Annotated in this window: 14 protein-coding genes; 12 read left to right on the plus strand and 2 right to left on the minus strand. The window is 58.4% G+C overall.

Annotated features, from left to right (window positions below):
• From HFO71_RS31280 to HFO71_RS31320, 9 genes are all read left to right on the plus strand, one after another.
• A complete protein-coding gene (locus tag HFO71_RS31280; protein ID WP_221978051.1) occupies window positions 1–2451 on the plus strand; it encodes a conjugal transfer protein TrbE in 2451 nt (816 codons plus the stop codon).
• Window positions 2429–3226, plus strand: coding sequence for a P-type conjugative transfer protein TrbJ (gene trbJ / locus HFO71_RS31285; RefSeq protein ID WP_221988874.1), 798 nt, complete (start codon window positions 2429–2431; stop codon window positions 3224–3226). Before HFO71_RS31280 ends, trbJ begins: the two co-directional genes overlap by 23 nt.
• Window positions 3223–3423, plus strand: coding sequence for an entry exclusion protein TrbK (trbK, locus tag HFO71_RS31290; RefSeq protein ID WP_221978053.1), 201 nt, complete (start codon window positions 3223–3225; stop codon window positions 3421–3423). The genes trbJ and trbK overlap by 4 nt, the downstream gene beginning before the upstream one ends.
• The gene (gene trbL, locus HFO71_RS31295) at window positions 3417–4598 is read left to right on the plus strand and encodes a P-type conjugative transfer protein TrbL (RefSeq protein ID WP_221978054.1); all 1182 of its coding nucleotides are present in this window, start codon (window positions 3417–3419) and stop codon (window positions 4596–4598) included. Before trbK ends, trbL begins: the two co-directional genes overlap by 7 nt.
• A gap of 20 nt (window positions 4599–4618) precedes the next feature.
• Window positions 4619–5281: a conjugal transfer protein TrbF gene (locus HFO71_RS31300; protein ID WP_034523051.1), complete on the plus strand. Its 663-nt coding sequence runs from the start codon at window positions 4619–4621 to the stop codon at window positions 5279–5281.
• A 17-nt stretch (window positions 5282–5298) separates the two neighbouring features.
• On the plus strand, window positions 5299–6111 hold the full coding sequence (gene trbG, locus HFO71_RS31305) for a P-type conjugative transfer protein TrbG (RefSeq protein WP_087002831.1): 813 nt from the start codon (window positions 5299–5301) through the stop codon (window positions 6109–6111).
• Between the two features lie 3 nt (window positions 6112–6114).
• Window positions 6115–6555 carry a conjugal transfer protein TrbH gene (gene trbH / locus HFO71_RS31310; RefSeq protein WP_221140562.1) on the plus strand — a complete coding sequence of 147 codons (441 nt, stop codon included), beginning with the start codon at window positions 6115–6117 and terminating at the stop codon, window positions 6553–6555.
• Between the two features lie 11 nt (window positions 6556–6566).
• A complete protein-coding gene (gene trbI / locus HFO71_RS31315; protein WP_221978055.1) occupies window positions 6567–7862 on the plus strand; it encodes an IncP-type conjugal transfer protein TrbI in 1296 nt (431 codons plus the stop codon).
• A 306-nt stretch (window positions 7863–8168) separates the two neighbouring features.
• Entirely contained in the window at window positions 8169–8873 is a 705-nt protein-coding gene (locus HFO71_RS31320; protein WP_221978056.1) for an autoinducer binding domain-containing protein, read from the plus strand.
• Between the two features lie 3 nt (window positions 8874–8876).
• Here HFO71_RS31320 and HFO71_RS31325 read toward each other — a convergent pair whose 3' ends face one another.
• The gene (locus HFO71_RS31325) at window positions 8877–9200 is read right to left on the minus strand and encodes a transcriptional repressor TraM (RefSeq protein WP_246763174.1); all 324 of its coding nucleotides are present in this window, start codon (window positions 9198–9200) and stop codon (window positions 8877–8879) included.
• A 223-nt stretch (window positions 9201–9423) separates the two neighbouring features.
• Here HFO71_RS31325 and HFO71_RS31330 point away from each other — a divergent pair, with 223 nt between their 5' ends.
• The 3 genes from HFO71_RS31330 (at window position 9424) to HFO71_RS31340 (ending at window position 11492) form a co-directional block, all read left to right on the plus strand.
• The gene (locus HFO71_RS31330) at window positions 9424–9666 is read left to right on the plus strand and encodes a helix-turn-helix domain-containing protein (protein WP_087002841.1); all 243 of its coding nucleotides are present in this window, start codon (window positions 9424–9426) and stop codon (window positions 9664–9666) included.
• Between the two features lie 346 nt (window positions 9667–10012).
• A complete protein-coding gene (locus HFO71_RS31335; protein WP_127431473.1) occupies window positions 10013–10630 on the plus strand; it encodes a type IV toxin-antitoxin system AbiEi family antitoxin domain-containing protein in 618 nt (205 codons plus the stop codon).
• Window positions 10623–11492 carry a nucleotidyl transferase AbiEii/AbiGii toxin family protein gene (locus tag HFO71_RS31340; protein ID WP_221978057.1) on the plus strand — a complete coding sequence of 290 codons (870 nt, stop codon included), beginning with the start codon at window positions 10623–10625 and terminating at the stop codon, window positions 11490–11492. Before HFO71_RS31335 ends, HFO71_RS31340 begins: the two co-directional genes overlap by 8 nt.
• A gap of 226 nt (window positions 11493–11718) precedes the next feature.
• On the opposite strand, the gene HFO71_RS31345 is transcribed toward HFO71_RS31340, so the two are convergent.
• Window positions 11719–12327, minus strand: a complete 609-nt coding sequence (locus HFO71_RS31345) for a TraH family protein (protein ID WP_221978058.1) — start codon at window positions 12325–12327, stop codon at window positions 11719–11721.
• Between the last annotated feature and the right edge of the window lie 15 nt (window positions 12328–12342).

Genomic DNA, 12342 nt, shown 5'->3' on the forward strand with positions numbered 1-12342 from the left:
ATGGTAGCTCTCAAACGCTTCCGGGTGACCGGCCCATCGTTTGCCGATCTCGTTCCCTATGCCGGCCTCGTCGACAATGGTGTCCTCCTCTTGAAGGACGGAAGCCTGATGGCTGGCTGGTACTTCGCTGGCCCGGACTCGGAAAGTGCGATTGACCTCGAGCGCAACGAGCTGTCGAGGCAGATCAATGCCGTTCTGTCGCGGCTTGGAAGTGGCTGGATGATCCAGGTCGAGGCTATCCGCATTCCGACGGTCCACTATCCCACAGAAGACCGTTGCCATTTCCCGGACCCGGTGACCCGCGCGATTGATGCCGAGCGCCGCGCACATTTCGCGCGCGAGCAGGGGCATTTCGAGAGCAAGCATGCGCTGATCCTGACCTACCGGCCGCTCGAGTCCAAGAAGACCGCTCTCAGCAAATACATCTATTCGGATGAGGAAAGCCGGAAAAAATCCTACGCGGACACGGTGCTCTTCGTGTTCAAGAACGCAGTGCGAGAGCTTGAGCAGTATTTTTCCAACACTCTTTCGATCCGGCGAATGGAAACCCGCGAAACGGTCGAAAGGGGAGGGGAGCGAATTGCCCGATACGACGAGCTGCTGCAGTTCGCGCGGTTCTGCACCACCGGGGAAAGCCATCCAATCCGGCTTCCCGACGTTCCCATGTATCTCGACTGGATCGCCACCGCGGAGCTTGAGCACGGACTGACGCCAAAGGTCGAAAACCGTTTCCTCGGCGTCGTCGCGATCGACGGCCTACCGGCCGAAAGCTGGCCGGGCATTCTCAACAGCCTTGACCTGATGCCTCTGACCTATCGGTGGTCGTCACGTTTCATCTTTCTCGATGCCGAGGAAGCTCGACAGAAGCTCGAACGCACACGCAAGAAATGGCAGCAGAAGGTCCGGCCGTTCTTCGACCAGATATTCCAGACACAAAGTCGATCCGTCGACCAAGACGCGATGACTATGGTGGCCGAGACCGAGGATGCCATCGCGCAGGCCTCGTCGCAGCTGGTTGCCTATGGCTATTACACACCGGTCGTCGTGTTGTTCGACAGCGATCGCGAGGCACTGCAGGAGAAAGCCGAAGCGGTCCGCCGGCTGATCCAGGCGGAAGGTTTTGGGGCGCGGATCGAAACGCTCAACGCCACCGACGCCTATCTCGGCAGCTTACCGGGCAACTGGTATTGCAACATCCGCGAGCCGCTGATCAACACCAGCAATCTCGCCGACTTGATTCCGCTGAACTCGGTCTGGTCGGGAAACCCGGTCGCGCCATGCCCCTTTTACGCACCGAATTCCCCGCCCTTGATGCAGGTTGCGAGCGGATCGACAGCGTTCCGTCTGAACCTGCACGTCGATGATGTCGGCCACACGCTGATCTTCGGCCCAACCGGCTCAGGCAAGTCGACGCTTCTGGCACTGATCGCCGCGCAGTTTCGCCGGTACGAACATGCGCAGATCTTTGCCTTTGACAAAGGCAGTTCACTTCTGCCCCTGACGCTCGCAGCCGGCGGCGATCACTATGAGATCGGCGGCGACAGTGTGGAAGAGGGGAGGGCATTGGCCTTCTGCCCACTCTCCGAACTCAAAAGTGTTGCCGACCGGGCTTGGGCGGCGGAGTGGATCGAGATGCTGGTCGGTCTGCAGGGTGTCACCATCACACCCGATCATCGCAACGCCATCTCTGGGCAGATCGGCCTGATGGCGAGCGCCTCTGGTCGCTCACTCTCGGATTTCGTCAGCGGCGTGCAGCTGCGCGAGATCAAGGACGCACTGCATCACTACACCGTCGACGGCCCGATGGGCCAGCTCCTCGATGCGGAAGAGGATGGCCTCACGCTCGGCGCCTTCCAGACCTTCGAGATCGAGCAACTAATGAATATGGGCGAGCGCAATCTCGTGCCAGTGCTGACCTACCTCTTCCGCCGGATCGAGAAGCGTTTGGATGGGTCGCCAAGTCTGATCGTCCTCGATGAGGCGTGGCTGATGCTCGGCCACCCTGTGTTCCGCGACAAGATACGCGAGTGGCTTAAGGTGCTGCGCAAGGCAAATTGCGCCGTCGTTCTTGCGACCCAATCGATCTCGGATGCCGAACGATCCGGGATTATCGACGTGCTGAAGGAATCCTGCCCGACAAAGATATGCCTTCCGAATGGCGCCGCCCGTGAGTTCGGCACTCGGGAATTCTATGAGCGAATAGGGTTCAACGAGCGTCAGATCGAGATCGTCTCGAGCTCGATCCCCAAGCGCGAATACTACGTCGCTACCCCCGACGGCCGGCGGCTCTTCGACATGTCACTTGGGCCAGTTGCGCTGAGCTTCGTCGGCGCGTCGGGCAAAGAGGACCTCAAACGCATCCGCGCACTGAAATCCGAACATGGCCGCCACTGGCCGATCCACTGGCTTGAAACGAGAGGAGTTCACGATGCCGCATCGCTACTCAAGTAGATGGCTCGTCTGCTTAACAGCCGCCGCTCTCACGATCGGAGCCGCAGGCGCAGTTCAAGCCGGTACAGCCACCGGCGCCGCGACGGAATGGACACAGCTCGCCAACAATACGCAGCTCGTGGACCTCATGAAAAGCTCCGGCATCCAGGTCGACAATCAGCTGACCCAGATCAGCCAGCTTGCAGAGCAGATCCAGAACCAGCTGAAGATCTACGAGAACATGCTGCAAAACACAGCGCAACTTCCTGACCATGTCTGGGGGCAGGTCGAAAGCGATCTCAACCAGCTGCGCAGTGTCGTCGACCAGGGACAGGGCATCGCCTTTTCGATGGGGAATGCGGACGACGTTCTTCAGCAGCGCTTTCAGAGTTATGCCGATCTCAAGACCAATTTACCGAGCAACGCAACGTTCTCCTCGACCTATCAGTCCTGGTCGAACACCAACCGTGACACGATCGCCAGCTCGCTGAAGGCGGCGAGCCTCACGGCCGACCAGTTCGAGAGCGAGGAAGACACGATGTCCTCGCTGCGGTCGATGTCCGAGACGGCTGACGGGCAGATGAAGGCTTTGCAGGTCGGGCACGAAATCGCCGCTCAGCAAGTCGCGCAAATGCAGAAGCTTCGCGGTCTCGTCTCCCAACAGATGACAATGATGGGAACCTGGCTGCAGACGGAACAGACCGACAAGGATCTGGCGCAGGCGCGGCGGGAAAAGTTCTTCAACGCCGAGGTCAAGAGCGTTCCGGAAGGCCAGAAAATGGAGCCCCGCTGGTGAACCGCGCCGTCGTCATTGCCTTGCTCGTACTCGTCGCCGCTGCATCGTCTCTAGCGACAGTGCTGATCGTCAATTCCCGAAACACAGGAACACCTGCGTTCACCGAGGAGCAGCACGCCGTCCGGGAAAAATTCTTCGGCTCCGACAAAGAGCTGCCGCCGATCAAGGAAGGTCAGGAGATGCGCCCGAGATGGTGAAGGTTGCTGTCGCACGCTCGTTCCTGATGACAGGTCTCTTTTTCCTCGCCTATGCCGTTCCCGCGTTCGCACAGGAGGGGCAAGTCCTCACGGAACTGGAAAACCAGGTCTCGTCTGCTGCGAGGGGGTGGGAGACCACCATCATGGAGGCGGCGAAATCCCTATTCTGGATTCTCGCAACGATCGAGATCGGCATTGCGGCCGTCTGGTTGGCGATCCAGTCAGCCTCATTGGACAGCTGGTTTGCCGAACTGGTGCGGCGGATCATGTTCATCGGGTTCTTCGCATTCGTTCTGACCCAAGGTCCGACCTTTGCGCGAGCGGTGGTCGACAGCCTTTTCCAGATTGGCGCCGGCGGTGGTTCAGCTTCACCCGCTGAGGTGTTCGACGCCGGAATCCGCGTCGCGTCGCAAATGTCGGAGCAAGCACAGTTCGGGGTGTTCGAAGACAATGCGCTTGCGATCGCGGCGGTGCTGGCGATGGGCATCGTCGTTATCTGCTTCTCGCTTGTCGCAGCGATCTTCGTGTCGGTCATGGTCGAGATGTATGTCGGCCTGCTCGCCGGCATGATCATGCTCGGGCTGGGTGGTTCGTCCTTCACGAAAGACTTTGCTGTTCGCTACCTCGTCTATGCCTTCGGCGTCGGCATGAAGCTCATGGCCTTGGTGATGATCGCCAAGATCGGATCGAACGTCCTGCTTGGCCTTGCGCAAGCTCCGACTGCCTCATCGGACCAGTTCGTTACGACCTTGGCGATCGCCGGTATTTCCGTCGTAGTCTTCATCATCGCCATGTATGTCCCGAACATCATCCAGGGCGTTGTCCAGGGCGCATCGGTGTCCGGAGGAATGGAAGCGATCCGCCACGGCGGGCAGGCGGCGTCTTTCGCCGCAGGCGCTGGCTTCCTCGCCGCCAGCGCCGCCGGCGCAGGCTTTGCGGCCGCGCAAGCCGCACGAGCTGCTGGTTCATCCGTTGCAGGTGCCGCTCTTCGCGGCATGGGCGCGAGCTTCAGTTCCGGCGCGCAAGCAGCCGGATCAGCCGCGAAGGAAAAGGCAATCGGCTCTCCGGGCGCTTATGCCGGGTCCATTCTCGGACTGGCCAATGCGAAGCTCGATGAACAGCGCGGCGGTCATAGCGGACCGAAGCCTCCTCCCGAACGCAACGACAAACCGTAATCGAGACAAGGGAAGAATAAATGGCAGCGAACCGCGCCCCGGAAAACCCATACCTTGCCGCCCGCCAGGAATGGAGCGAACGCTATGGTTCCTATGTGAAGGCAGCCGCCGCATGGCGGATTGTTGGTGTCCTCGGTCTGGTAATGGCCGTCATCGGCTTCAGCTACGCGATGTATCTCAGCACGCAAGTGAGGCTCGTGCCTTACATCGTCGAGGTCGACAAGCTCGGAACTGCGGTCACCGCAGGCTTCCCCGAGCAGATCGAGTATGCCGATGTCCGCGTGGTGCGCGCCACACTCGGCAACTTCGTCACAAGCTTTCGCTCGATCACGCCGGATGCAGTGGTGCAGAAACAATATATCGACCGCACCTACGCTCTTCTTCGCACCTCCGATCCGTCGACGGAGAAGGTCAACGCCTGGTTCCGAGGCAATTCTCCGTTCGAGAAGGCAAAGTCCTCGACCGTTGCCATCGAGGTCAACAACATCGTGGCGCTCTCGAACCAGACCTATCAGATCGACTGGACGGAATACGAGCGGGACCGCAAGGGCAAGGAAACCGGCACGCGGCGGTTCCGCGGGATCGCAACGGTGACGCTCACCGCGCCACAGGATGAGGCGACGATCCGCCTCAATCCGATCGGCCTCTACGTCCGGGATTTCGACTGGACGGCACAGCTTTAAGGGTAGGGACTCTTTCAATGAAAAAAACGGGATTGATCGCGGCCGCCGGCTGCATGGCCGGACTCTTGCTTGCGGCGGGCGCGCAGGCGCAAAGCATGACGAGCAACGAGGTGAAAGGAACAAATCTTTCCAAAAAGTGGCGCGGCACGCCGGGATTGGTGACGACGGGACCGGACGGAAAGGTGATCTTCCTGTTCGGCGAAACGCAACCTTCCGTCGTCTGCTCGCCGCTGCAGGTCTGCGACATCGAACTTCAGGGTGGCGAGATCGTTCGCGATGTTATGGTCGGCGACACCGTGCGCTGGAAGGTAGAGCCGGCCACTTCGGGGGCCACAGGCGGACAGGCGATCCATCTCATCGTCAAACCGTCGGAGCCAGGCCTTCTCACCTCAATGGTCGTGACGACATCGCGGCGCACGTATCACATCCAACTCAAGTCCCATCCGAGCCAATACATGGCGCGCGTTGGTTTCGAATATCCGGAAGACGTGTCCACCAAGCTCGCCGACATCAACACCCGTCTCGAAACGGGCGGCATTCCGGGCACCGCGCCGGACAAGCTGAACTTCTCCTATTCAATCAGCGGCGGTGCTTCGTGGAAACCGAAGCGGGTCTATTCGGACGGGGTGAAGACCTACATCCAGTTCCCGAAGTCGATCTCCGGCCAGGATGCGCCTGTGCTTTTCGTCGTCTCCGGCGGTCAAAATCGCATCGTCAACTATCGCATGAAGAACGACATGATGACCGTCGACTATGCGATCGACAAGGCGATCCTCGTTTCCGGTGTCGGTTGGCGGCAGCAGAAGATCACCATCCGGCGGGGAGGCTGAACCATGCGCAAGCTTCTCACATATTTCGTCGTGGGCGCGCTGCTCTCCGGTTGCCAAACGGCGGACGACGCACTGACCACCAGTTCCACACCTGTGGCCGTCACCGGACCGGCTGCAAGCGCCATCGCCGGCGACATGGCAAGTCGTCTGGCCGAACAGATCGGCCCGGCCGGTGCTACGACCACGATCAAAATGGAGACGGACGCATCGGAGTTCGCATCCGCCCTCGAGGCGGCCCTGAAGGGGCGGGGTTATACGGTCGTCAGGGACGGCAAAGTCGCCAAAGACATCAAGCCGGTCGAGCTTGCCTATGCAATTGAGGGAATCGACGGGCAGCTGCTCGCGCGGGTTTCGACGCCTTCGATCGCTCTCGGACGTGCTTATACGCCAACGGCGGCAGGCGCCACGCCGGCTAGTCCGCTTTCGATCATGCAGCGTAACTGACGGAGAGCAATATGGTCCAGTCGCTCCAACTTGGCGCGTCAGCCCAGGCCGACGATCAGAATGGCATGCGCCGGCTCAACCGCCTGCCGATCATCGTCGCCATCATCGTCATCGTGCTGTTCGTCGGCGTGGTCGTGATTGGTCTGTCACTGCGCGGGCTTTCCTTCAATCATGGCGACATCGAGGGTGCTTCCAACAGCCCTGCGACCAGTTTCGGCGATCAGCTTAAGCGGGGTGTCACCGACGGCATTATCGGTGACCCAGAGCAGGAGGTGTTTCAACCGACGCCAGTCGTCGCGGAGAAAAAGGAAAAGCAGGAACCGGTCTTCGAGCGCCAACCAACAGATCGACAAGATCGCCGACAAAGGCTCGAATCCGAAGAGGAGTGGAAGGCACGCCTGAAGCGAGAGCAGGATGAACAATATATGCGCGAAGCCCAGCGGCAACGGATGGCGCGTCTCCAGGCCCGTTCCGCGGCGCTCGATTCGCCGCTAAAGGTAGACATCTCCGATGTAGAGAAGGCTGCAATCTCCACCAATGACACCGTCCGCCAGCCGACAAATGCCGTGACGAGCAGCGCCTCAGACCTTTATGGCGCGGCCATGAAATCAGGCTTGATGGAGCAGAACGTCGATCAGAACGGGCAGACGTCGAAGGAGGACTTCTTTAATCAGGACATCAAGGATCTCGGCTACCTGCCAAACCAGGTCGTGCCGCAGATGTCACCCAACGAATTGAAGCGCGGTTCAGTCATCCCGGCGACATTGATCACCGGCCTCAATTCCGACCTGCCGGGGCGCATTACCGCTCAGATCAGCCAAAATGTCTATGACAGCGCAACCGGTTATCGCCTTCTCATCCCGCAAGGCGCAAAGCTCGTCGGTCGCTACGATTCCAAGGTGTCTTTCGGCCAGGAACGGGTACTCGTCGTCTGGACGGACCTCATTTTTCCGAACGGGTCTACCCTGCAGATCGGTGGTATGGCGGGCACTGACGCTGAAGGTTATGGCGGCTTCCAGGACAAGGTCGACCGACATCTCTGGAGAACATTCGGTTCTGCAGCCCTGGTGGCAATCATCGGGGCGGGTACCGATATGTCGATGCCCGAGAGTTCGACGCTCGCGACGCAGGACACGGCTTCGGATGCAGCAAGACGGAATTTTGCCGCGTCATTTGGCCGCGTAGCAGAAGAGACGATCTCGAAGAACCTGAACGTTCAGCCGACGATTCGCATCCGGCCGGGCTACAAGTTCAATGTGTTAGTCGATCAGGATGTTATTTTTCATTCTGTCTATAGCGGCCGTTAAACAGCTAACGGACGCCCAGATTTTCGCTTGTCGCTGAACGTCGCAAGTACCGCGCGGGGCGCAGGTGTGACTAAAAATCTCTATAAAAATCATCGTCTTTAGATCAGAAAGAGTTGAATACCCGGCAGAGGTCAATAGACCTAAGCGATGCAACGAACGTGGATCTGCTTCGCGTAGAAGCAACTGCCGTATCGTCCAATGTCCCATGTGGTTCCGGCTAGCCGAACGGTGGCAACCGGTACCTCGCGGCGTCAGAACGGCGCGACGAGTGGGAGGCTTGCACCGTCGAAAAAAGGAGAAAAGTTAGTGGACGGTGACCTTCGCTCTCTCATCGATATGACAGAAGCCGCGCATGATGAACGTATGATCAAAAGTGCTTTGAAAACATTTGCGCACGCATGCGGCTTCGACCGTTTTGCTTATCTGCAGACTGAGGGGTTGGAAATCCGCACATTCAACTCCTATCCGGAGGAATGGCAGAGTGTTTATCTCGAAGGCCATTACTCCCGCATCGACCCGGTCGTTACTGAAGCCAAGCGTCGCATGGAAATGTTTTCCTGGACGGCCGACGATTGGCCCGCTCGTGGAACCTCCGAACTCAGGCGTTTTCGGGACCAGGCGATCGAGTACGGAATTCGGAGTGGGGTGACGATCCCCGTCGAAGGAAGTTTCGGGTCGACGATGATGCTGACGTTTGCATCTTCGGCGCCGACGGCTGACGTTTCAAAACTGCGGGATGCGCAACAAGCGATCCGAGCGGTGCTGGCGATCCATTACTGCCTGAAGATTATCGCTGCGACGACCATTGTCGCTCCGAGACGGTTGCTTTCACCAAGAGAAGCAATGTGCCTCATGTGGGCGGCAAAGGGTAAGAGCGCTCCCGAAACCGCAATGCTAACGGGGATCAACCCGAGGACAGTGCAGCACTACCTTGATAAAGCGCGCGAAAAACTTGAGGCTGCGACCGTCCCACAGCTCGTCGCAATTGCTAAAGATCACGGGTTGGTTTGACCGTCATTCATGTTTATCGAGTGGAACCTCGGGGACGTAGCCTAACGCATCGATGATTTCCGAAAGTTCTTCTTGCTGGACTTCAGATTTCTTTTGGCGCGCGACATACTCCTCCTGCAGGCTCTTGAGCACGGCGGCGGAAATTGATGGGTCTGCGGTCGCGCGAGCCCATTCCTCATAGACAGCTTCGTCGGCGGCGATCAGGAGGCGGTGTTCGAGAATTGCCGAGACAGCCAACGCCTCAAGCTTCGACTGTTGCATCGAGCTGAAGCGCGATTCTCTTTTCTTTTCTCGACCATTTGCATCGGATGAGCTCGCTTTGTTCACCCGCTTCTCCCAAACTTTCATTCTCTCACCAAGCGGCCCCGAAGGTTCGCCTACATCAAATGGGACACCGTTACATCCGAAATCTCTGAGTTGCAGACAATGTGCTGATGCTTATATCGACAACTAAACCCATTACCCACCCGCATTGGCGGGATTTACGGGAAGGAGCTTTACATACTTTAGTTGATAAACTCCGAGTGTGTAAACGGCGATCTTTCGGCGCATGGACATGCGCAAACTGGTCGGCTCGAATTTTGCCCGCCTGCGTCGGGAGAAAGGCCTGACACAGGAAGAGGTCGAGGCGCGTTCTGGTTTCAGCCAGCAATATCTTAGTAGCCTGGAGCGAGGTCGTCGCAACCCAACTGTGATTACGATTTATGAACTGGCTCAAGCCTTAGATGTCAGCCACGTCGAATTAGTGCGACCGATTGGTGAGACCCAAGTGAGTACGCAAACAGGCGCATAATCTGGGATCTCAGCAGCTTCAATCCGGCCCGCGACAACGAGAAATCGTCGAAGCAAGCCAAAGGGAATTGAGATTTGTGCTCCTCTCGAGTCCGAACAATCGCTGCGATGAAATTGCAAGGCGCTGCCGCAGACGAGATCGTCGAGGGTTATCCGGCTCTCACTGCGCGCATGGTGGACCTCGCCGCAAGCTACATCTTTACTCCAGGCGACCACTAGAATTGTCAACTTTGTCCATCGAGGCAATTAGCGTGGTGAAGAATTCATAATGCGAGGGCTTTCTGGGCCCCAGGGATTGTGATACAAATCCTAGGATAATAGATCCTATTCTCCGAGCTTTTATATCGATGCCCAGTTCAGTCACGCAACGCCAAATCGCTCGGACCGTGCTAACCGAGCGCGGAATAGCACGTTTCGTCGAACTGCGGAACGCAGGAGTCACGGCTGCCACCATGAGCCGAATGGAACGAGATGGTGAAGTGCTGCGGCTTGCCCGCGGTCTCTATCAACTTCCTGATGCGCAGCTCGACGCCAGCCACAGCCTGGCGGAGGTTGCCAAACGCGCGCCCAAAGCCGTTATCTGCCTCGTTTCGGCATTGGCATTTCACAGCCTGACAGATCAGCTCCCCGGACAAATCTGGCTTGCCATAGGCCGTAAGGACTGGCCGCCGAAGCTGGAAGCCCCCGCTGTGCGCATCGTGCGCTTCACAGACAGCCTTCTCAACGACAGCGTCGAAACCCATATCATTGAAGGCGTTCCTGTGAGGGTCTTTGGAATCGCCAAGACAATTGCCGATTGCTTTCGATATCGCAACAAGATCGGCCTTTCGGTAGCGATAGAAGGGCTGCAGGAGGCGCTGCGGCAACGAAGGGCTACTCCTGGCGAAATCGCCAACCAGGCCGAACGCGGTGGCGTTGGCTCTGTGATCCGGCCGTATCTCGAGGCGCTGACCGCCAATGGCTAAAGAAATCAGAAACGTCGGCGCCTCGGTGCGCGCCCGCCTGTTGCAACTCGCCAAGGCAAGCGGGCAAAGCTTCGATCTCGTCCTGACGCGTTTCGCCCTTGAACGGTTATTGTTCCGGCTTAGCCAGTCGCCCCACGCCGATCGCTTCGTTCTAAAAGGGGCGATGTTGATGATGAGTTGGTTCGACAATCCGCACCGAGGCACGCGCGACCTGGATCTTTTGGGTCTCGGTGATCCGAGTCCGGACCCGATGCTTGAGACATTTCGGGAAATTCTGGCGCAAGAGGCCGACGATGGCGTTACGTTCGACGCTGATACGCTGCATGTGGATCGTATTCGCGAGGCACTGGATTATGGTGGGCTCAGGCTGCGGGTGATCGCTTCGATCAGCGGAGCCCGGATCAACCTGACCATCGACATCGGTTTTGGCGATGCGCTTGAGCCTGGGGTGGAGGTTTTGGATTATCCTTCCATGCTCGATTTTCCGATGCCGCGGCTTCGGGCCTATGCGCGAGAAACGGTCATTGCCGAGAAGTTCCAGGCAATGGTGATGCTGGGGCGAGTAAACAGCCGCATGAAGGATTTCTACGACATCTGGATCCTCAGCAGGTCTTTCGACTTCAGCGATGATCGGCTGGCGCGCGCAATAGCCGCTACCTTTGATCGCCGCGAGACACCGATCCCCATTGACCTGCCGGACGCCCTAACGGACGCCTTTGCCAAGGACCAGCAAAAGCAGCGACAATGGCGTGCTTTCATTGAAGGCGTTGCACACAATCCTGGCGATCTGATCGACGTCATCGCGGGGATTGCCACATTCCTGATGCCGCACGCGGTTGCGGCTGCGAGGCTGGACGAATGAGCGGTTTGGTCGCAACCACGCGAATTCATGGCTCAGCGAGCAGAATTCAGATCCTGTCGGGTTTTTGTCGGGCAACTTCATAGCTGGAACCCGTCAGTACGCGGGTTTTACTGGCTCGCCGCCATTGCAACCGCGGACGAGGCATCTGGAAGGGCATTAATTTCATGCTTTGGAGTCGCCTAAACTTTGGCTTGGCCGGAACATGCCTCGCCAATGCGAGGTGAACTCAACGCTGTTGTTGACCACCAATGCGGGAAAGATCGATCCGTATGTCCGCATGCCTAACATCCTGCATCGTCTCTGGTTGTAAGTCTTTCGGCGTCGCTTCCTCGCCATCCACTTCCTTATCGCTTTGCTGCGGCGCTTCGATGGGTATGCCAGGATCCTCCGCCTGAAACACGCCGACACCCCCGAACTCGCCGGTCTTCCATGCGTAGACCGCGTCCTCGAAGATTTGCGGGAAGACGTCTTTGCTCGTGGGGTTGCCATACCATTTTGCAACGATCCTCAATACCTTGGCGAACATCGCAGTGCCTTTCCGGAGGTTCTGGCAAGGATCGACGAGATCGGGCTTCAGATCCGCCGGTTCCTTGACTCCCACGCCAGCGGGGAACTGGGTGAGCCCTACGCGGACGACCGCTTGACCAGCATATTGGCGCACGATCGCAATCGCCTCCTCGGCCGATGCCGCTTTCGGAACGAGGATCAATCGGTCGCCTGATTTGACGGTGACGGCGAAGGGATCAGCCGAGCCCGCCGCCATCACGAACTGCTCGACGATCGTCGGCTTGAGAGAAGGGTCTGCGCATTCATTTATCAGGGCTGCGTCGATCATGGTGTCTCCTGAGCA

The sequence above is a fragment of the Rhizobium laguerreae genome, assembly GCF_019778565.1.
GTDB classification, from domain to species: domain Bacteria; phylum Pseudomonadota; class Alphaproteobacteria; order Rhizobiales; family Rhizobiaceae; genus Rhizobium; species Rhizobium laguerreae.